16 protein-coding genes and 1 tRNA gene are annotated in these 19,442 nt (G+C 40.1%); 7 read left to right on the top strand and 10 right to left on the bottom strand.

The features are described from left to right. Positions 1-139: 139 nt before the first annotated feature. Complete coding sequence (locus DW036_RS11245) at positions 140-391, bottom strand: DUF4248 domain-containing protein (protein ID WP_118464865.1); 252 nt, start codon at positions 389-391, stop codon at positions 140-142. A gap of 244 nt (positions 392-635) precedes the next feature. Between DW036_RS11245 and DW036_RS11240 the strand changes: the two genes are divergently transcribed. The 4 genes from DW036_RS11240 to DW036_RS11230 all read left to right on the top strand — a co-directional run bounded on the left by DW036_RS11240 (position 636) and on the right by DW036_RS11230 (position 3,510). Further along, positions 636-1,178: an HU family DNA-binding protein gene (locus tag DW036_RS11240; protein WP_118464375.1), complete on the top strand. Its 543-nt coding sequence runs from the start codon at positions 636-638 to the stop codon at positions 1,176-1,178. A 93-nt stretch (positions 1,179-1,271) separates the two neighbouring features. Beyond that, the gene (locus tag DW036_RS25525; RefSeq protein WP_156148567.1) at positions 1,272-1,376 is read left to right on the top strand and encodes a smalltalk protein; all 105 of its coding nucleotides are present in this window, start codon (positions 1,272-1,274) and stop codon (positions 1,374-1,376) included. 3 nt (positions 1,377-1,379) lie between these two features. After that, positions 1,380-1,823 (top strand): N-acetylmuramoyl-L-alanine amidase, encoded by a 444-nt coding sequence (locus DW036_RS11235; protein WP_118464373.1) that lies wholly within the window; start codon positions 1,380-1,382, stop codon positions 1,821-1,823. Between the two features lie 160 nt (positions 1,824-1,983). Next, complete coding sequence (locus tag DW036_RS11230; protein ID WP_118464371.1) at positions 1,984-3,510, top strand: phage tail sheath subtilisin-like domain-containing protein; 1,527 nt, start codon at positions 1,984-1,986, stop codon at positions 3,508-3,510. A gap of 161 nt (positions 3,511-3,671) precedes the next feature. Here the strand turns inward: DW036_RS11230 and DW036_RS11225 are convergent, their stop codons facing one another. From DW036_RS11225 to DW036_RS11185, 9 genes are all read right to left on the bottom strand, one after another. Beyond that, positions 3,672-4,016 carry a cupin domain-containing protein gene (locus DW036_RS11225; RefSeq protein ID WP_007662970.1) on the bottom strand — a complete coding sequence of 115 codons (345 nt, stop codon included), beginning with the start codon at positions 4,014-4,016 and terminating at the stop codon, positions 3,672-3,674. Between the two features lie 271 nt (positions 4,017-4,287). Beyond that, positions 4,288-5,511: a hypothetical protein gene (locus DW036_RS11220; protein ID WP_118464369.1), complete on the bottom strand. Its 1,224-nt coding sequence runs from the start codon at positions 5,509-5,511 to the stop codon at positions 4,288-4,290. After that, complete coding sequence (locus DW036_RS11215; protein WP_118464367.1) at positions 5,492-8,842, bottom strand: hypothetical protein; 3,351 nt, start codon at positions 8,840-8,842, stop codon at positions 5,492-5,494. The genes DW036_RS11220 and DW036_RS11215 overlap by 20 nt, the downstream gene beginning before the upstream one ends. A gap of 3 nt (positions 8,843-8,845) precedes the next feature. Beyond that, positions 8,846-10,960: a hypothetical protein gene (locus DW036_RS11210; RefSeq protein ID WP_118464365.1), complete on the bottom strand. Its 2,115-nt coding sequence runs from the start codon at positions 10,958-10,960 to the stop codon at positions 8,846-8,848. After that, entirely contained in the window at positions 10,960-14,592 is a 3,633-nt protein-coding gene (locus DW036_RS11205) for a DUF6603 domain-containing protein (RefSeq protein WP_147401471.1), read from the bottom strand. Before DW036_RS11205 ends, DW036_RS11210 begins: the two co-directional genes overlap by 1 nt. A gap of 18 nt (positions 14,593-14,610) precedes the next feature. Further along, a complete protein-coding gene (locus DW036_RS11200) occupies positions 14,611-16,026 on the bottom strand; it encodes a hypothetical protein (RefSeq protein WP_118464361.1) in 1,416 nt (471 codons plus the stop codon). A 17-nt stretch (positions 16,027-16,043) separates the two neighbouring features. Beyond that, the gene (locus tag DW036_RS26250; RefSeq protein WP_118464359.1) at positions 16,044-16,190 is read right to left on the bottom strand and encodes a hypothetical protein; all 147 of its coding nucleotides are present in this window, start codon (positions 16,188-16,190) and stop codon (positions 16,044-16,046) included. Between the two features lie 102 nt (positions 16,191-16,292). Further along, entirely contained in the window at positions 16,293-16,484 is a 192-nt protein-coding gene (locus DW036_RS11190) for a hypothetical protein (RefSeq protein WP_118464357.1), read from the bottom strand. Between the two features lie 403 nt (positions 16,485-16,887). After that, a tRNA-Gly gene (locus DW036_RS11185) sits at positions 16,888-16,960 on the bottom strand. A 94-nt stretch (positions 16,961-17,054) separates the two neighbouring features. Between DW036_RS11185 and cobU the strand changes: the two genes are divergently transcribed. From cobU to cobS, 3 genes are read left to right on the top strand one after another with little or no spacing between them, the layout of a single operon-like run. Beyond that, a complete protein-coding gene (cobU, locus tag DW036_RS11180; protein ID WP_118223924.1) occupies positions 17,055-17,564 on the top strand; it encodes a bifunctional adenosylcobinamide kinase/adenosylcobinamide-phosphate guanylyltransferase in 510 nt (169 codons plus the stop codon). Between the two features lie 47 nt (positions 17,565-17,611). Further along, positions 17,612-18,649 (top strand): nicotinate-nucleotide--dimethylbenzimidazole phosphoribosyltransferase, encoded by a 1,038-nt coding sequence (cobT, locus tag DW036_RS11175; protein WP_118464355.1) that lies wholly within the window; start codon positions 17,612-17,614, stop codon positions 18,647-18,649. 4 nt (positions 18,650-18,653) lie between these two features. Next, a complete protein-coding gene (gene cobS, locus DW036_RS11170; RefSeq protein ID WP_118464353.1) occupies positions 18,654-19,442 on the top strand; it encodes an adenosylcobinamide-GDP ribazoletransferase in 789 nt (262 codons plus the stop codon).

Raw genomic sequence — 19,442 nt, 5'->3', positions numbered from 1 at the left:
CGCCCGGTGCAGATAAGTGAGAAGGCCATCGCAGATATCAGCGTTGGCCGATACAGATAAGTGCGCAAGCCAACGCAGATATAAGCGTTCGGCTTGCGCACTTTCATACACCAATTGTCAATTATCAATCGCCAATTGTTCAGGGTCTTCCCAGATACCTGAATATCAATTCCACTTGCATGGAAGTAAATATCTGCTGGCGCTTCTTATAGCCTGTCTGAAGCAAGGCTTCGCTTAGTTGCAGGTTATACTTGAACCATTGCGCCAAGCGGTTCAAAGCGGACACGGGAGAGATATTCGGGGCATAAGCCTCGGCAAGCTCACGTTTGGAGTAAGGACGTACGGGCCAGACTTCTTCAGGGTCCCTTTCATTTTCATTACTTGTTTTCATAAGAGTTATTTTATTGATTATCATAGCATAAAGATAAGCATTTTATATTACATATAACTCACCTTAGGCAAATACTTTTCACTCTTTATCATGCAGTTTCATGAAGGAATAAGCCCTTTCATTATTCGCCCCTCAGCACATCCTACCTTTGTTTCGTTCACCACGGGAAGCACAGTATTCCACTGAACTTACACGGGTGAAATTCATCTTTCATTTTTTAATTTTTAATTCTTAATTCACAACTATGGCATTGAATTACAGTATTGCAATGATGGGCAATCCAATGAATCTGGAAGAGGCCAAAAAAGCGTATGCGAAAGCGCAGGTTTCGCAAGAGTTATCACTAAAAGCACTCGCCAAGAGAGTATCATCGCAGACCACCGCCAGCAGGGCGGACGTGACTGCTGTTATCATCGCTACCGTCGAGAATATGATTGACGGCCTGCGGGCAGGAGAACAGGTAGACTTCGGAGACCTGGGGAAATTCCGATTACAAATAACCAGCCGGGGGGCTGAAACGGCGGAGAAATTCTCGGCTGCCAATATTACCGGAGTCAATATTCAGTTTATCCCCGGAGAAGATTTGAAAAACATCTTCGCCGGTATGGAGTTCTCACCGGTCCCTACCCGTGCTGCCACACGCGCTGTGCTCAAAGCACAGAAGGCAGGACAGACCACCGTGGATATTTCCAAAACACCCACACCGGGAGGAGGCGATGGCGGAAACACCGGTGGCGGTGGAAATTCAGGAGGCGACGGAGGCATAGAGGATGATCCGCTGGGATAGCGTCCAAAGGCGCAGCCTTTAGAAATTAATAATGAAAGGCTGCGCTATTGCTAATCACTAATCACTAATCACTAATCACTAAATTACTGTCACATGGAGAAAAAATCAAGTTCAACCTGGAGTGTGATCATCAAAGTTGTAATTGCCGTGGCATCTGCCCTGGCAGGCGTATTCGGACTAAATTCTTGCATGAAATAGACTATGAGAGCAGGAAGTTTTTATCAGAACTATCGGGAGGTAAAACTCCTGGTAGTTCATTGTTCAGCAACACGCTGTGACAAGAATTTCTCCGTAGAAGCTCTTCGAAGATGTCATTTGGCAAGGGGCTTTGCGGGCATCGGGTATCATTTCTACATCACACGTGACGGTGAAATACACATCTGTCGTCCGGTTCACCAGATCGGAGCACATGCTACAGGATGGAATGACAAGAGCATCGGCATCTGCTACGAAGGCGGACTGGATGAACGCGGCCGACCGGCAGATACAAGGACGTATGCCCAGAAATGTTCCCTACTCGATTTGCTGCGGCAACTGAAAACAGATTATCCGCAAGCTAGCATATTGGGACATTATCAGCTCAGTAATTCCATACACAAGGCATGTCCGTGCTTCGATGCAAAAGGGCAGTATCGGGGGCTTTAAGCTCCTGATACTATCAGTTCAACTTTATTCAAGTACCAATATTATGAATTATAAATATCAAAAAAATAGATATTTTTCTATTTGGATAGATTAATTAAAAAAGCTTTCTTTGTATAATGAAGTAAGTTTCTTACATCAAATCTTAATAAAAAATAGATTTATGGCAAACATGAAAACTCCCGGTGTATACATCGTTGAAAAAAATGCCTTTCCGAATTCAGTAGTAGAGGTTCCCACTTCAATTCCTGTTTTTATAGGCATCACTGAAAAGGCTTCAAATGGAAAGGAAGACTTAAAAGGTAAACCATGGAGAATTTCCTCTATGGCGGAATATATAAACTATTTCGGCCAAGGCCCCGAAGAAAAGTTTATCCTAAGTATTAAAAAGTCGAATAGCACTATTGCAAACAGCCTGTTTACGTACGAGGAAGAGTATACCGAAACTGACGCGACAACCACAAAGTATGTATTTACAGCTCAGAGAAAGAAACACTTCACTCTCTACTATCAGATGTTGATGTTCTTTGCTAATGGAGGCGGTACTTGCTATGTTCTTTCAGCAGGAAACTATAAAGACAACCAACTGCTGAACAAGAATATGATGAGCAATGCGATCAACGCTCTTGAAAAAGAGCGGGAAATAACAATGGTTGTGATCCCCGAAGCAGTGTATTCTTCGGATTGTGCAAATATTCAAATGATGGTTCTGAATCATTGCAGTAAAATGCAGAATCGTTTTGCTATTCTTGATGTTCAAGCCAAAAGTTCGGAGAATCAGACTATGATGGAGCAAGTAGAAGAGTTCCAGACCAATATCGGCAACAATGGCCTGTCATATGGAGCAGCCTACTATCCATGGCTTGAGACAACAATACTGGGAGATAAAGATATTACAGCCGATATGTTTTCTTGGTCTGCTGACAGTGAGCTTGATTTCAAGGCATTCTTTCCCAAAGATTCCGACATTTTGAATTATGCAAATGCAACAATTGATGAAATCATAAAGAGCCAAGAAACGCCGGATAATAAAAAGAATGAATTTCATCAAGTTTTATTGCAAAACTGGAGCATATATCAGTCAATGATAAAGACTGTGAAAGCATCCCTGAATTTACTGCCACCTTCCGCAGCCATGGCAGGTATCTACACCATGGTAGATAATACGCGCGGTGTATGGAAAGCACCTGCAAATGTTTCAGTCAATTACGTTAACAGACCGGAGGTAAACATCAATAACAGGGAACAAGAGGATCTAAATGTACCTGCAAATGGCAAGGCAATTAATGCAATACGTTCCTTTATCGGCGAAGGCATAAAAGTCTGGGGCGCCCGTACATTGGATAGCAATTCACTGGATTGGAGATATATCAACGTGCGTCGTACCATGATTTTCCTGGAAGAATCCGTCAAAAATGCAGCTCATGCCTATGTATTCGAACCTAATGATGCAAATACCTGGTTGAATATTAAATATATGATTGAGAACTTCCTGCGTGGAGTATGGAAAAGAGGCGGTCTGGCAGGAGCCACTCCCGAAGATGCATTCAGTGTACATGTCGGATTGGGTGACACGATGACACCGGAAGATGTATTGGAAGGTATAATGCGTGTTACAGTATTAGTAGCAATCTCCCGCCCTGCAGAATTTATTGAAATAACATTCCAGCAACAAATGCAGAAGAGCTAGCTAAATTTAGTTAAGGCACTGTCCACTATTTACATGGAATTGTGGGCAGTGCCTATAAAAACGCTCCTTCAAGCCTTCTTTTACTTGTTCTGGTGCTTCACTATTATGTAATTAAAGGATCAGGTGTTGAGTAAGTCTTTCCTTCTGAACTATTGACCAATTCACTCATTGTTTTCTCCCTTTATCATAGTTAATAACATCTTGAAACGTTCAACTGCATGTAATGCGTGGGGGACATTAGCCGGCATAATGATTATCTCACCTGCCTTCAGCCTGTGAGGGATACCTCCGACATGTATTTCAACTTCCCCATCAAGAATTTGTACCAGAGCATCAAAAGGTGCAGTATGTTCACTTAACCCCTGTTCTTTATCAAAAGAGAATAGAGTTACATTTCCTGCCTGATTTTTAATAATCTGTTTACTAACTATTCCACCACTGGCATAGTCTACCTCTCCAGCGATATTAAATACTGTTGCATACGCAAATGTTGTATTAGTTTTCATATCTCATTTATTTTTTAAACTGACTGATACAAAATTAGTGCTATTCTAAGATAGGATTTGTTACAAATGTTACAAAGCATCATAAATATCCTTATCTTTTAATATAGATAACTATTATATTGCAAAAACAAAAACAACAGATACATGGTTCATTGATTTACTGAATGCATAAAAGTGATATTTACAGAATATTTTTAATAAGAGGCAACTAATTTGTGTAAAATCAGTTGCCTCTATTATTTGTTGTATCTTGGAAATCAGCTTTGAAATATTAAACAAACTCAAATGGGAGTTCTCCTCCTGGGGTGTCTCCTGTAGATATAAAAAACCAATAGACCTCAGCTTCAATTGAAGGCCCTGCTTCTTCAGTTACATAAATCTTTAAAGTTTGCCCTTTTGCTACCGGTATAGTAAGTTCTCCAGGTAAAATAAGGCGATGCGCTTTTCCGTCTGATGATAATATATCATCATTTACCGACTGGGCACTAAAACAAAGAAATTGTTGCGGATTATTTTCATATATACTACCGTACATTGTACAAAAACCGCCCTTTGCTAACCCTAACCATCCGTAAGCTATTCCATCTGTCTTGAATCGGACTTTTATACCTTCTTTTGGTACATGTTGAAGCAAATTGATATGTCCTCTTCTCACGGAAAATATAGCATCCTTAGCTGTAAATGACTTATTTACCAATAATTCATTACATACTATAGATGGATTTTCTACTTGAATTGAGAGAACCTTATAAACAACTTGTTCTCCACTACCTAATTGTTCTTTTCCATCCTTTTGATTATTTCCCCAAGTTCCTTTTAGGATAAAAACCTGTCCTGACATTAGTCCTTCTTTAAAAGTAAACCTGCAATCAGTTCCTGAATACAAAGGTTCTTCATCATTTCCTCTATATAGCTTATATATGCCACCATAACTCTCCCATGAAAAGTTTATTTCTTCCTTCTGTTTGAATACCATGCAAGGAGTTCTTTCTTCTCCGATTCTATTGGCTGTAAAATTACGGATAAAGGGTTCCCCAGCTTCTTTTCGGAAATAGAATTTTTTCTTTTCACTATATGATTTTTCTCCGGTTTCATCTGTATAGGTTATTGTTATTTGAACTTTGGGTAGTCCTGCCTGGTTGTTAATTTCTCCTTCTATCCAGAAGCAAAGAGGTTCAAGCAGGGATGAACCACCGGGATCGGCATACTCCAAAGTGAATTCTTGGATGCCATTCCCTTTATCTGCTTGCGAAGTATTGACCGGTGTCCAGCCTTCCGTTTCTGACTTCAATGTAACATTTCCATCAGCAGAAAACAAGTCACTTTTATCTATTCCTCGGTTGAATGAAATTGTTACCGTTTGACAGTAAAACTCCTCATAAACATTAAGGGCTATTCCTCCTGTTATCTTTTGGGTCTGTCCTAGATCCAACAACACCCCTTTGTTCCCTTGAAAGATGGTTTCAAAATGAACATCACTTTTTTCTCTTTCCATTTTTTTCTTCTACATTTTTATTAGATTCTACATAATATTTTAGTTTGCCTTCTCGTATTGTTATTTCATCCGTAAAATCTCCGGCAATAGCAGGTTGTACCAATGGGTATTCTTTAATTCCGCCATCATCTTCCTCGATCCAACTGAACTCGCCTTGTTGATCCTGAAACCGAGGAAAGGATATACCTTTTTCGTCAAGCACACGGGTTAGCAACGGACCGATCCGAAATTCTGTTTCCATTGTTCGCAAAACTTCACGTACATATTCTTCCGGAATGTTTAACTCTTTCACAGGGAAAAGGCCACTGTAACAGCGTACACATCCATAAGGATTCATTAAAGCAATGAAAGTTTTTCTCTTTTCTGTTCCGAATCCCACATGAAGATAAGTACCGTCAGTACTACCTACCGGACCGATCATGGTTAAAACTTCCGTAGGTTTGGAAGGTCTGGCTGTTGAGTAGAAGTGTTTCAAATCGTCAGCCAAGTAATATCCTGCCAGACCATCTTTACTCATTGATAAATCGCCTAATCTAACAGGCAGTTCCAATTCATCATAAATGTCAGTATCATTCATTCCTGTGTCAGAGAAGTCTATATTTACTCTCGGATCTCCCTCTGTTGCGATCCAAGCTTCCCCATGAACCAAGGCTAAAGGACGTCCCATCAAAGTAGCTGTTTCCGATGTGGTTTTACCGGATAATCCCATGCTCCAAAGAGATTTGTCCAATACATCAAGAAAGTCTTCAAACTCTTTTTCCGTCAATGCAGTCTGCCCTTCAATAAAAGCTTCCAGTTTCTCGTTTGTAGTTTCCGGATGTTCCATGTTTTTTGTGGCCGGAATAAAATGTGGCGCCCGTTTACCTTCCATATCGACACGTATAGCCATCTCACCTATATAATGTCCTTCAGGATTGCAAATGCCCAGGCTATGATTAAACCTGTTTATAAGAATGAAACCCACTATCGGAGTAGACAATATTTCTTCCTTATGTTCAGGTTCTGTCCAACGTACTTCCAGTCTTGCAGGTTGAAGAAGGCGTGGGCACAGCAAGAAATTATTAGTCCCTTTCTGAAGCATTCGTTCAGATACCATTAGAGGAAAATTCTTATCAAAAAGTAACCCTTTGAATGCACAGGAAAGAATGAGACTTAATGTACGCCCAAATGCATCGTAAAGAATCAAATCCTTTATATGACAGCTTCCTGCCTGAGTTAGATGGAATGGTGGCATATCTTCACCTTCTGCCAATGGTGCACAAACAATACTATTTCCCGTCGCATTTAAAAAATCTTTATCCGAGTCATCAAACCCGAGTATTTGATCCAAGTTCCTGAGCTCATCAGTAATTTTTTCTCCATACGGTCTACGAAATGTTCTATAATCCAGTTGCGCAATCTGATCTGTGAGATTAACAGCCTCCTGCCCTAACAATTTCCATGACGATATATCCAGGGATTTCAATGTTCTGAACATATCAGTATCCGTCTTCTCTATCTGGGAAGACAATGTTTCCTGAAATAATAGTTTCGAATGTTCATCCAGCAAAGAAATGCCTCCGTATTTCCAGCCGTTTTCAACATTTTCCTTCCCTTTCAGACGATAATCTGTTCCATCAAACCACCACTGCTCTCTTCCCTCGAAAGGTACGGGATAATAGGAAATACTCCACTCTGCAAACATCGGACGCCACGGTTGAACCCATTTTTTCAGATTTTCATGCTTTTCAATAAACATTTTGGATTCCTCATATAAAAGGGCGGCATTCATCGGAATTTGTTTCAACCAAGCTTGTGATAACTTTATTCCTTCTGATGATGGGGCTCTTCGTAGAGATGCCGTACCATCCGGATCCAGTTGGGCATCGGCGGGTGATTCTACACCTGCAATCAGCAAAGACGGATTTCTTGTTTTCCAAAAACGTGGTGCCGGTACTTCTTTTAAGATTTTTCCTGATTCTACACCGTGCGCTTCCCCATACTGGCGGCATGCCTCCGGATTACCGTTTTCAGGCATATCCGCATACAAGCGTTTAACCAGTTCATACTGTTCTATAGTACGATACAGTAGAGTTCCCTGTTTGTACTCAAGAGCTCTTTTGCAAATGGATTTCTTTCGTTCTATATCGGATGAACTCGCTGCCATGCTTTCCAGATGGTTCAGCTTCCACCATATACTGAACAAGCGGAACCTCAGACCTTTTAATGACGATACTTCATTAGCGAAATTATTCAGCCTTTTCAGCAGACTTTTCTCAACTTCCGTCAAAGAACAAGCTTCGTCTTTTTCATTCACAATCAAATAGCGATTTCCGCCTGTAACAGCCTCAAATGCACCATCATGGATACTGTGATGAAGTTTTTGTAAACCTCCCTGTTCGTTTTGATAATTCGGCTGGTGATAAAATAAAGCAGCTAATGCATCACTGATTCGGTTCAGTTCCTTCATAGCTATCTTTTTGGGAAAATGTTTTGTTATATAGGTACGGAAAACGTCTTCACGGCTTTCTCCCACTGCTACATGCAATTGTCGGCTTTTATTTATTTCTTGCAGTTCGTCTTTATAGCTGCCTTGAGGGACACCTGCTCTTAGCCAAGGTATTCCGGTGACCTGACCGGAAAAATATTCATCCTTACTTTGGTCAGAATACCATCCTACAATCCAATAATGCAGTTCTCCTTCCTCAATGCCGTCCAAGCTATCGTAAAAAGATAAGATATTGCCATTTACCGGCGTATAGGCCGAAAAGTAAGGATTTCCAGGAGCACAAGCAGTCAGGAATAAAGGCATGTCAGATGCTCTTTCCATCCATCTGTCTGCACAAAATGCAGCTCCCAATTTCACTTGGTATGCATCACCAACAATTCGCTTCCCAGAAGGGCTGTTACGATAGGCATCGGTTCCGCTTTTCCATATATCATAAACAGTTTTTGGGACAAGATTGAAACAAGACTGACTTATCATATTATCATATACTTGTTTCTCCTCTCTTTCCAGCACTCTCGATAAAGGGCAATCGCTCTCTAATATCCAAGAAGTATATGTGAGGCCATTGCCTTTTTCAAGTCCTCGGGTAATCAACCAACGATTGGGAATTGGTAGAAAACTTCCATCTTCTTGCTGTTCTCTTAATCGTCTGGGAAGTATCCAACGAAGATGGATACCGGTTTTTGTACTTGTTTGTTCATTTTGGAATGCCTGGGGTTCGGGAGAACAAAATTTTTCGAGAGAAGAATAACTGTAATTCCATCTCCTAAAGCTGTTTCCCTTCACAATATTATCCACCATTAAGGCTTCCACGTTCATGGTTTCATATTTACTATTTTCCATAATTTATTCTCCTTTCCCTTTAAATGTAGCACAATCTCCTGCAGACATAAGTTTCAATGCTAATTCTGAAGACGTTTTTACTTTGGATGCATTTAAATTCATCTTTCCGTCTGTCGACACACTACATCGTGTTTTATCGATTTCCATCTGAATACATTCTTTCGGCTCTATACACCGTATGGTTTCAGCTACTCCGTCAAAAAGAATGATCATAATATCCTCAGAGAGTAATTCCATCCGTAGGATAGCTAAACTTTGCTTTTGAGCATTAAAAGCGGATATGGATAATGTTGGCCAATAGGTGACCAGACTACTTCTTATCAATAATCCGCTACGTGTATCCGATTTAGATTGTGGTGCTATCTCTCCATACAAAGATGCACGTATATTCAGCATTTCTTTATGGGTCAATCGTAGTAAAAGTTTCCGTATCATCCGGTTAAAACAACTTTGGCGACTAGAGTCCATACCTAAGCTCACTGCTCCTTCATAGGCTGCTTCCAACCAACTTTCGTCTATAAAGAAAAATCTAATGCTTTCAGGAGGTAGAAGATTTTTATGGGGAACCAGCGTGTCAAAGGATATTGGATATAACAGCCACAACTTTGCAAGCCACCTGGCGGTATTCTGAGCTTCACTATCCAAAAGGGAGCTTATTAATTCAGCTTTTCTTAGCATCAGTACCCTGCACAGATGTTCCATTTCTTCCAGCACATCTGCTGTCAATGTACTTCCTTCGGGGGTAATAACATTATCCAGGCTAGGGATGACTGTCAGCATATCCAACTGTTCATTTGTAAAAGCAGAAAAGAACTGCTCACCGCCATTCATCGGAATCAACCAGCTCTTTATTTCCTCATCCGACACTTTTTCCAGTTCTTTCTGCCAACCGTCCACCAATCCTTTTTCATCAGGAGAACGCATACGATTAATCATCCCTGCCATGATTCGGTCGGTTAATTCTTGTCCCCGAACGCGCAAATGCATCAAATTTTGAGTAAATGATGGTTCCTGAAGTGCTACTATTCGTCCTGCCTCCCATGCCACAGCCTTCGATACATCGAATACTCCAGTTACTTTGTCATAGCATAAAGCGCTGTCTGAAGACTCAAATGGAGATTCTTTAACCCTTTGCAGAACGGGTAGCGGAGTTAAAGGAGAACGGTACCATCCCATTCCCTCATCTCCTGTGCGCAGGTGATATAATAGAGGTACATATCCTTCAGATAGACGTTTGGCGGCTATTCCGGTTGTTCCTGCTTGTGACAATGCAAGCATTGGGGGCTCCAACGCTTCAGATATACTCTTTTGACAGAACAACCTAAAACTGTTTTTAGCCGTACCATTCACACTGAATGAATAGGTATCCAGTACAATTACGTCAATAAATTCAAGTTTTGTTTCAGTTGCTTTTCCACCTAACACTTCCTCCATCCCTTCTATTGAAACTAAACAAGCTATATAATCCGCATTGCCCATGCCTTCTTGATATTGAGGGACCCGCAAAGAAAGAATAACAGCAAAAAGCCCGTCAGGATCTAAATTCAGTTCTGCTTTGTCACCGATATATACCTGACGGCAATGAGCCAATAATGATAGCTCCTCTTTCGTGGGACATACTTTATCAAACAGCTTGGTAGTGATCCGCATATAGCGGCAATGTTCCTGAAGACTCTGTGCACTCAGATTATGGTATTTAGGTGTATATATGTTATCTTTCTTCTTCTTACAAAACTCTTCCATTGTAGCTTCGTAGAATTCTATATTCTGTTCCTGTTCCTTTCTGGTAAACAACAACAAAGCTACACATGGTGTATTCCTGTTTCCACCTATGGGTGTACGCCAAGGTAATCTTGCATCTTTCAGAATTACGTGAGGAACGGTGGTAGTATAAGCTCCCTCAGAATTTGGAAGTGGGAAGCGATTGACTATTGTTCCTTGCGATAATCCAGTAAGTGTATAATCAATTATTATTTTTTGGGAAGCGCTGATATCTTCGCCCTTGTTTACTATATCGCCTTTTGCATCAGTAATTTTCTGTTGCGTCTCAAGAGTCCATATACCAGCCAGTAATGCGGGCTCTACTTTATTATACAAACAAACGTGTTCTTTATCCATTAGATTCCTCCTTCTGTTATTTGTGGTGCATCCGTAAAATTGATGACCAAATCTTCCTTTAATTTTGAATATGTTCCTTCAGGACCCTGGTAAAATGCAGCCAGTTGCAGGCAAAGCTCAATCCTTGCTTTCCGTACATCCTCATTTTCCAGTTTTTTTATCTCTTCCAGAGAGTTTTTCGTTGCTTTTGGAATAAAAGCAAAGCTCTCCTGTCTTTTCAGAGCGTCAGTTAGCGGATTACTTGTATCAAAGTTCCTTATCAATGTATCCGATATTATCTCCCCACTCGCCTCAAAGGGCCTTTGAGTGATTCGATATCCTGAAATCACATCAACGGTCATCGGAGCTTTAATAACGGATTCTTTTGGATTACCCCATAAGGCTTTCGGGAAACGTCCCTTAACCTCTTCTGATACCAGACCGACATCATCCAATGATTTTACGTTGCCGCTTTCATCTTTCAGAATAATGTTGTAAATAGAATTTATGTTCGTCAATCCCATAGGACGGATGTTAATAGTACCTTGAGGAATGACAGTTTCAGTTAATATACAAAGACTGGCCCCACGAACTACCCATGGCTGGACACCTTCTACAGGCTCAAAGCCACTTTGGGCCAAAATTTGATTTTTCTTCCCGGCAGGAAGAACATCAGAGAAACCTTTCCATGTTAAAGGTTCACTTTCACGTTTATCTGCGCCAAAACCAATTGTAAAGCTGATAATACTTAAATGAATCTTTGCTTTGCCACCAATGGACGGTCCCCACAGTTGAAGGTCCGCTCCTAAAGAGAGGGTTATTGTTTTATGGCAAAACAATAAATTTAATCTTACTGCTACACCAATTTCCACACCTATTCGCACATCGAACCAGAAAGGATGCCATTGTATCAACAAATCGGCATAAGCAATAAACCATGCTTTCACTATGCCGCTTGCATACAAGAATTCCAGTCTTCCACCAGCCATAATACAAGACGGAGTAAGTGCCATATATGCTTCGCCTTTGATGCTTACCGAGTTGCTCTCAGACCATTGAAAACCTACGCGCTCAACGCTTGGATAGTGTTCCGGATACTTGAAGTCAGGATGATAACCGCCTACTGTCAACACAAAATCTCCTGCATGAGGATGGGAGCCAAACCACATATAGAAGGCAGCTCCACCCTGAATCCGGCATTTTTTACTAAGCAGGAAAGATTGTTGGGAAAGCGCTGCATCAATGGTTAGTGTACCTTCTTCAGGCTTTAATACAGCAATCAGCAATATTTTTAGATATGCATACGCTTCATTTGCCTTTTTCCCTTTCGGAAGTGTAACCTCGGCCGTGCCGAGAAGTGAGATGCTTATATCTTTTTCTAATAATATGGCAAGAAGCATCTTTCCGTATACCAGTCCGAAAGATGTAAATTCTATTCCAACAGCTGCCCAGTAATTACCTTTGGATGGCTTCAGCCAAGGATCATTGCCTTCCTCTAACTTGGATAATACCGCTTGGCCTGTACCTAACTGCATATTGAGTAATGGGAATTTCTCTACCTCTTCCACCTTAGGCAGTTTCAGGCTCTTGTTAATGCCAAGACCGCCCATTAATCCTTGAATTTGAAATGCCGGGACACCTCCTAAAGGTGCCATGAAACGAACAAACAAGAAAAAACTGCATGTTCCATCCTGAAGTAATGAATAGGAACCGATACCGGCTATCTGCCATTTGGCTGTCTGTACAAGGATACTTCCTCCATACGCCAACCGAAGATTTTCTGTTTCAGGAGTCATTTTATACAAACTACCTCCTAAAGAGAATACTGAAGAGTGACAGGTAATGCCTAGACCTTCTAAACCTCCTTTTACACAACTATGTGCAAAATCATAACCGGCCCATAACCCCAATAACTCTACCTTTAGAGGACCTATTGAAACAGAACCTACTATTTCAACTCCCGCTATAGATCCGTCCAATCTGATACCAGCCTTGTTCAAATAAGCCGGTCCTAACTGACGGTTGATTTCCAGCCAATGAATCTTATCATTATCTCCTTGTTCTGAAACCTGAACTTTATTTGGACTATTTTCTGCTGTTGATGCTTGGACAATTGGCATATTTGTTTGTTGCAACTTAGTAGTCTCTTGCTTCACTTCCGTTTCTTTTTTCAACGGATATTCGATTCGCAGGCTTCCTTCGGTTACAATCCCGTTCTCATAAGATAAAACCAGTCCGTTGTCCTCATAGTCTATTTTTTTCGGTAACACTTGAGTGAGGAAGGGAATTTCACCTACATTTATAGGTACCGGCAGGGAAAGCTTACCACATATTTCATAGAGTAACTTCTTTTGCCGCAAATGATATTCCAGATTGAGGTATTCCATACTGATACAGGCCAGAAAGTCAGGAAGGGGTGGAAAATCGGGAATGTTGCGTAAGAGTTCCAACAATTCTTTTAAAGTAATATTTTCTTCTCCGCTGATATTGCCCGTCAAAATCCATTCTTCAATTTTATGGTCATAACGTGCTCCTAATGATAAGTGCTTATCTTTGCTTACCCCAATAATTCCTCCTAAATTCATGCTCGTACCTTTTTCGTCTATATCTACCGATAGTTCCACGAGCTTTAACGTAAAAGGTCCGAAAGACAGATCACCGTCTAAAGTACAGAGTGCAGAATAGGTCTTTTTCTTCAGATTAATAGCCAAACTGCAACTGCCCAGACCGAAATCACTGAATATTTCCATTCCTTTCTCTACCCCACTGATGCTTTTCACAAGCCCGGCTATCGTTATTTTCTGATCTTCTTTCAGTTGACATATCAATTGCCTGGAAGGGTAGTTAAAGGAACATTCGAATTTTATTTCCCAAAGAGTAATTAATCCCTTGGTCAAGAAACTCTCTACTTTTCCGGTGTCTGTATTGACTGTGATGGATGCTGAAACCAAAGCTGCATCCAAAACAGCTTTATCACCATTAGATAGCCAACCGAAGGTTTGGGTGATATTTAACTCTTTCACCACCCACGATAGAAAATCCATCAGACTTGGGAAGGATTCTTCAGTAGAAGCAATCCCTACAGTCACTTCACTTCCTATACCCAATTCCACATAGGCCTGCATATTTATCTTACCGATGTTGAATGTTCCCATTATTCCGGCTGTATAGGCCGTATGTAATCTGGCAATATGCAGGATGATTCTTTCCAATTCCAGGATTCCGGGGATAATAGTTATTTTCTTCTCAGCACTTTCGTCTATTCCCGGATAGGCTAACACAATACGTTCCGTACACGATATCCTGCCGTCCACCCATGTACTGCTAAGACAACATTCCACATTCTTCAAAGCCTCCTTGGATATTTCTAACATGGAAGGTAATGTGATAGTCTCCTCTTCATCAATATTGAAGAAGCTTTCCAGAAAATCTCCAGCAGATTGCTGACATAATATGCTCAATCCGGACTCTTCTGAAATTTGGCAATTGATATGTTCTTCTCCTTCAAGAATAATCGTATCATTCTTCCATTTGAAAGTTAAGAATGTACCTTCCGGCTTTCCTAACCACTTGGGTATAGAATAATCAGTACCATCCATTAAAAGGGTATCAACTTCCTTATGGATAAATGAAAATAATTTAGTAGGTTCCATTTTGTGACTAATTTAAACTTAAAAATTGACGGTTTGGATATCAATACTTAGCATTCTGTTTTCTTCTATTAATTTATCCCTACGTTCTTTCAGTATCTGCTCGCAACGTTTTTGATCAATATTGTCCCATTCACATTCCTCCGGCTTCTTTCCTTTCCACAAGCTTTTATCATCCTGACTTAGCATGACAGCAGACCCCATTCCTTTTTCTCCTGCTTTATCGCAATATATAAATAATTTTTTTGCAACAATTCTTCTGCAAGGTATTTGGGGAATAACCATCCAAGGATACTTATATCCAGCTGCTACTAAAATATGAATTTGACATTCATTCTTTCTTATAAAAAATGCAGAATACCTAAAATCTAAGCAGGTTGATAATCCTATGTTAAGAATTTGACTTTCATGCATGATTGTAAAACACGGTGAAAGGCGATTTTTTAGATTTTGATTAAATCTCATGCTGAGATCGCTTAATGATATTGATCCGCTGGCGAAGGATATTCCTTCTTGTTCACTATTAATCATAGCTTTAGGATGTTGATGCAACGACTTTCCTACATCAATATTTGAGCAATTCTGTTTATCCCAAGCAAAAATACATTTGTTTTGGTGAAACACGGGAATCGTATTATACAGAACATATTTTGAATCTTGAGTAGGATAATGTTTCCATACAATAGTTCCTGGAACGACTAATATATTGTAATAACATGGCATAAAACGACTCTGAATATTTTTCAGCTTTCTTAGTTTAGGAATAGTAGGTCTGCGTTGAAGGTTATCAGGGAGAGTTCCAGACAAAAAACAACTAATTACACTTTTCCTATAAAGGGCAAAAGAATCTCCGATTTGTTTTGGATATGAATATATAAACTCCGGAAATGTAACAACAACTAATGAAGTTGCAGAAGTATCTGGTGATAAGCTTGCAATTTCTTCAAATACTATTTCCTCAAAGAAATCGTCTAGCCAAGCTAACCAGTATTTTTGCAAAGGAGTTTCAATAACCGGTATAACTTTTCTTCTAATATCCTTCTTGGCATTCTCACTAATATTATCTAAAAAGTCAGCCATATCATATCCAATTTCATCTCTTATTAGTCTTTCTGCCTTTTCCGCTTTTTCTGCTGTCATATTTTCAAAAGCAGCTTTCAAACTTGGCCACATGGTTTCAGTAGTCTCATTAATTCCTAAAATATCTTTCCACTTCTGTTCATCTACAACAGGAATTTTACGTATATTCCAAGTACTTAATATGCCATTTAAGAATGCTTTATCCGACTGGGCAAGATTATAATTATTTCTTATATAATTAGCCGTCAGAACTAATGGAATGAAGTAAGGGTGTTTAGTAAGAAATATAACTTTTTCTATAAATAGCTGCTCTTCAAATTTACGGTTATGCTGTAATGCAATATGTATAATTCTCATATTCGTTTATTTATATATTAAATTTCCGTTGCTTGTTCAATAGCCATACTCATGCTTTCATAAACCAGCATCATAGTCTTTATAGCTACAGTGTTTTCTGAATCATTAAACCCTCCTGAAGTAAGTGTCGCAGGAAAGGAATTAATCAATTTCCAGGTTAATATAAGCTCTTTTTTTCATTTAATAAGTCAATAGTGACTGTGTGTTTTATGATATCTCTGATGTTACACTATGTCAAAATTCTCTTATCGTAAGCACATACTCTTTCATTTAGAATGATACTTCCATACTCTTTTTCCAGGCATTTTCATATTCGCATAATCGTTACTAATTCCGCACTTGATTGCCTGGTCGAAACCACGAAGCTCTTCGAAAATAAAATCTCCCACATTGGCAATACTTACCTTAAACGAAAATTTAAGTGACTGTATTGTACTTTTTTGTTTTTCTTCTACCATGATTATTTTTTTAATATTCTATTATTTTATATAAGCTCAAGTGAATGGGAACAAAAATAGCAGGAAATAAGGGGATATAAATTCTAAAATCAGTAAACTAAAAAAAAATATCATATAATATTGATAATTAACATATTAAGCTAAACACTATATTCTTAATTTTACGATTTCGAACTTTTTTTGATGATATGAAGTGTGTTGAACGTTAGTTCCATATTTTCAGTTGGACTAAGCACTATATATAAGTCATTACCATGAGCTGTTCTTAGTCCTACCTTGATTCATAGTTTTATCACCATTGACAAGACTGAAAGTAACCTTACTGAACATGTAGATAAACTGATGTCTTTAAAAGCAAAAAAATCAGATAGAAATCTTGCGATAACTATCTGATTTTCAAAAGAGCGGCAAGCGAGGTTCGAACTCGTGACCCTCAGCTTGGGAAGCTGATGCTCTACCAACTGAGCTACTGCCGCATTGCTTTCTTTAAAAGACGATGCAAAGGTAAAAGAAGTTTTTTTATATTCAAAAATAAAAATGTACTTTTACAGCCACAAAAGTGAAAAATCCATGAAACGAATCATACTTATCACCGGAGGAGCACGTTCCGGTAAAAGCAGCCATGCGGAAAAATTGGCACTAAGCCTCTCTCCTAACCCCGTTTACCTTGCTACTGCACGCATCTGGGATGAAGAATTCCGGCAACGCGTCATCCGCCATCAGCAAAGACGTGGACCAGAATGGACAAATATCGAAGAAGAAAAACAGCTAAGCCGTCATCAATTATCCGGGCGAACTGTACTGATAGACTGCGTAACCCTATGGTGTACAAACTTCTTTTTTGATGTAAATGCAGATACTGACAGTGCCCTGGCAGCTGCCAAGGAAGAATTCGACCGCTTTACAAAGCAAGATGCCACCTTTATCTTTGTCACCAATGAAATTGGTATGGGAGCTACTTCGGATAATGAAATCCAGCGTAAATTTACAGATATGCAGGGATGGATGAACCAATATATTGCCGAACATGCGGATGAAGTATGGCTGATGGTATCAGGGATAGAGGTGAAGGTAAAATGAGAGAGCAATAGAGTAGTAAAGTGATAGAGTGATAAAACGATAAACAGATGAAAACATTTAAAATAGTACGACCGGACGAGAATATCCGCCCGGCATTGATTGATAAAATCAATAATTTAACAAAACCGAAAGGTTCATTGGGCACTCTTGAAAAGTTGGCTTTGCAGATAGGCTGGATACAACAAACCCTGTCTCCCACCCTGCAACATCCGCAAAATATTATTTTTGCTGCCGATCATGGCATAGTAGAAGAAAAGGTCAGCCTTTCCCCAAAAGAAATTACCTGGCAACAGATCAGTAATTTCCTACATGGAGGTGCAGGAGTGAACTTCCTATGCCGCCAACATGGATTTACCCTGAAAATAGTAGATGCCGGTGTAGATTATGATTTACCATACGACAAGGGTATTATCAATATGAAAGTACGGAAAAGTACGCGAAACTATCTGCATGAGGCAGCCATGACGGAAGAAGAAATGGAGCTTTGCCTGGAACGCGGTGCAGAAGTGGTACTCCGCTGCCATGAAGAAGGAAGTAATGTGCTCAGTTTTGGAGAAATGGGTATAGGGAATACCTCTTCTTCGTCCATGTGGATGACCTGTTTCACCGGAATACCTTTAGAACAATGTGTAGGAGCAGGTAGCGGACTGGATAATGCCGGCATTCGCCATAAATACGAAGTGCTGAAACAATCGCTGGATCATTACAAAGGAGACGGATCACCGCGTGATATCATCCGTTACTTCGGTGGACTGGAAATGGTTATGGCAGTAGGTGCCATGCTACAGGCAGCCGAATTAGGCATGATCATCCTGGTAGATGGTTTCATCATGACGAACTGCATTCTGGCTGCTGCCAAACTGTATCCCGAGGTTATGAATTACGCCATCTTTGGTCATTGTGGAGACGAAACCGGACATAAATTGTTGCTCGACAACATGGAAGTAAAACCGTTGCTGAATCTTGGATTGCGTCTGGGCGAAGGAACAGGTGCTATTTGCGCCTATCCTATTGTAGAATCCGCCATCCGGATGATTAATGAAATGGATAACTTTGCACATGCATCCATAACAAAGTATTTTTAACGATATGAAAATCCTCGCAGCACTCATATTTTTCACACGCCTTCCTTTCTGGAGGATCAAAGAAGTCCCGGCAAAGTATTTCAAGCGTATCGTTCCCTACTGGCCATTAGCCGGATGGTTGACGGGCGGTATCATGGTCGGTGTTCTATGGGTGACTGCTCAGGTGCTGCCCGTATCTATCGCATGGCTGCTTGCTATCCTATCTCGTCTGCTCATCACAGGTTGCCTGCACGAAGATGGATTGGCCGACTTTTTCGACGGCTTCGGTGGAGGAACAACCAAAGAGCGCACACTTGCCATCATGAAAGACTCTCAGATAGGAAGCTATGGAGTCATAGGATTGATAGGTTATTTCCTATTATTGTTTCTACTCTTGGAAAATCTACCGTTAAAGTTAATCTGTGCCCTTGTCATTTGCGGCGATTGCTGGTCTAAATTCTGTGCATCTCAAATTATCAACTATTTGCCTTATGCACGAAAAGAGGAAGACAGCAAGGCGAAAGTAGTGTACGACCGTATGACCTGGCAAGAATTACTGACAGGATTCATCTGTGGACTTTTGCCAATCGTATTATTCCTGCCGATAGATTTCTGGCCTGTTACAATTTGCCCGATTCTTACATTTATCATTCTGTACCGATTGATGAAACGTCGTCTTCAAGGTTATACGGGAGACTGCTGCGGAGCTGCATTCCTGCTTTGTGAACTATCATTCTATCTGGGTGCCGCTATCTTGCTATATGTCCATATCAGGTACGGTAATCCTGACTTTATCAATGCTTATTTAAAATAA

Origin of the sequence: Bacteroides sp. AF39-11AC, assembly GCF_003474285.1 — a bacterium.
GTDB lineage: Bacteria > Bacteroidota > Bacteroidia > Bacteroidales > Bacteroidaceae > Bacteroides.
Note: the sequence above shows the minus strand (reverse complement) of the source record. Positions and strands in the feature narration are given on the sequence as shown.

What these genes read in the sequence shown, in the direction of transcription:
- DW036_RS11245 (WP_118464865.1), bottom strand. Translation starts at nt 391, where the DNA reads ATGAAAACAAGTAATGAAAATGAAAGGGACCCTGAAGAAGTCTGGCCC.
- DW036_RS11240 (WP_118464375.1), top strand. Translation starts at nt 636, where the DNA reads ATGGCATTGAATTACAGTATTGCAATGATGGGCAATCCAATGAATCTG.
- DW036_RS25525 (WP_156148567.1), top strand. Translation starts at nt 1,272, where the DNA reads ATGGAGAAAAAATCAAGTTCAACCTGGAGTGTGATCATCAAAGTTGTA.
- DW036_RS11235 (WP_118464373.1), top strand. Translation starts at nt 1,380, where the DNA reads ATGAGAGCAGGAAGTTTTTATCAGAACTATCGGGAGGTAAAACTCCTG.
- DW036_RS11230 (WP_118464371.1), top strand. Translation starts at nt 1,984, where the DNA reads ATGGCAAACATGAAAACTCCCGGTGTATACATCGTTGAAAAAAATGCC.
- DW036_RS11225 (WP_007662970.1), bottom strand. Translation starts at nt 4,016, where the DNA reads ATGAAAACTAATACAACATTTGCGTATGCAACAGTATTTAATATCGCT.
- DW036_RS11220 (WP_118464369.1), bottom strand. Translation starts at nt 5,511, where the DNA reads ATGGAAAGAGAAAAAAGTGATGTTCATTTTGAAACCATCTTTCAAGGG.
- DW036_RS11215 (WP_118464367.1), bottom strand. Translation starts at nt 8,842, where the DNA reads ATGGAAAATAGTAAATATGAAACCATGAACGTGGAAGCCTTAATGGTG.
- DW036_RS11210 (WP_118464365.1), bottom strand. Translation starts at nt 10,960, where the DNA reads ATGGATAAAGAACACGTTTGTTTGTATAATAAAGTAGAGCCCGCATTA.
- DW036_RS11205 (WP_147401471.1), bottom strand. Translation starts at nt 14,592, where the DNA reads ATGGAACCTACTAAATTATTTTCATTTATCCATAAGGAAGTTGATACC.
- DW036_RS11200 (WP_118464361.1), bottom strand. Translation starts at nt 16,026, where the DNA reads ATGAGAATTATACATATTGCATTACAGCATAACCGTAAATTTGAAGAG.
- DW036_RS11190 (WP_118464357.1), bottom strand. Translation starts at nt 16,484, where the DNA reads ATGGTAGAAGAAAAACAAAAAAGTACAATACAGTCACTTAAATTTTCG.
- cobU (WP_118223924.1), top strand. Translation starts at nt 17,055, where the DNA reads ATGAAACGAATCATACTTATCACCGGAGGAGCACGTTCCGGTAAAAGC.
- cobT (WP_118464355.1), top strand. Translation starts at nt 17,612, where the DNA reads ATGAAAACATTTAAAATAGTACGACCGGACGAGAATATCCGCCCGGCA.
- cobS (WP_118464353.1), top strand. Translation starts at nt 18,654, where the DNA reads ATGAAAATCCTCGCAGCACTCATATTTTTCACACGCCTTCCTTTCTGG.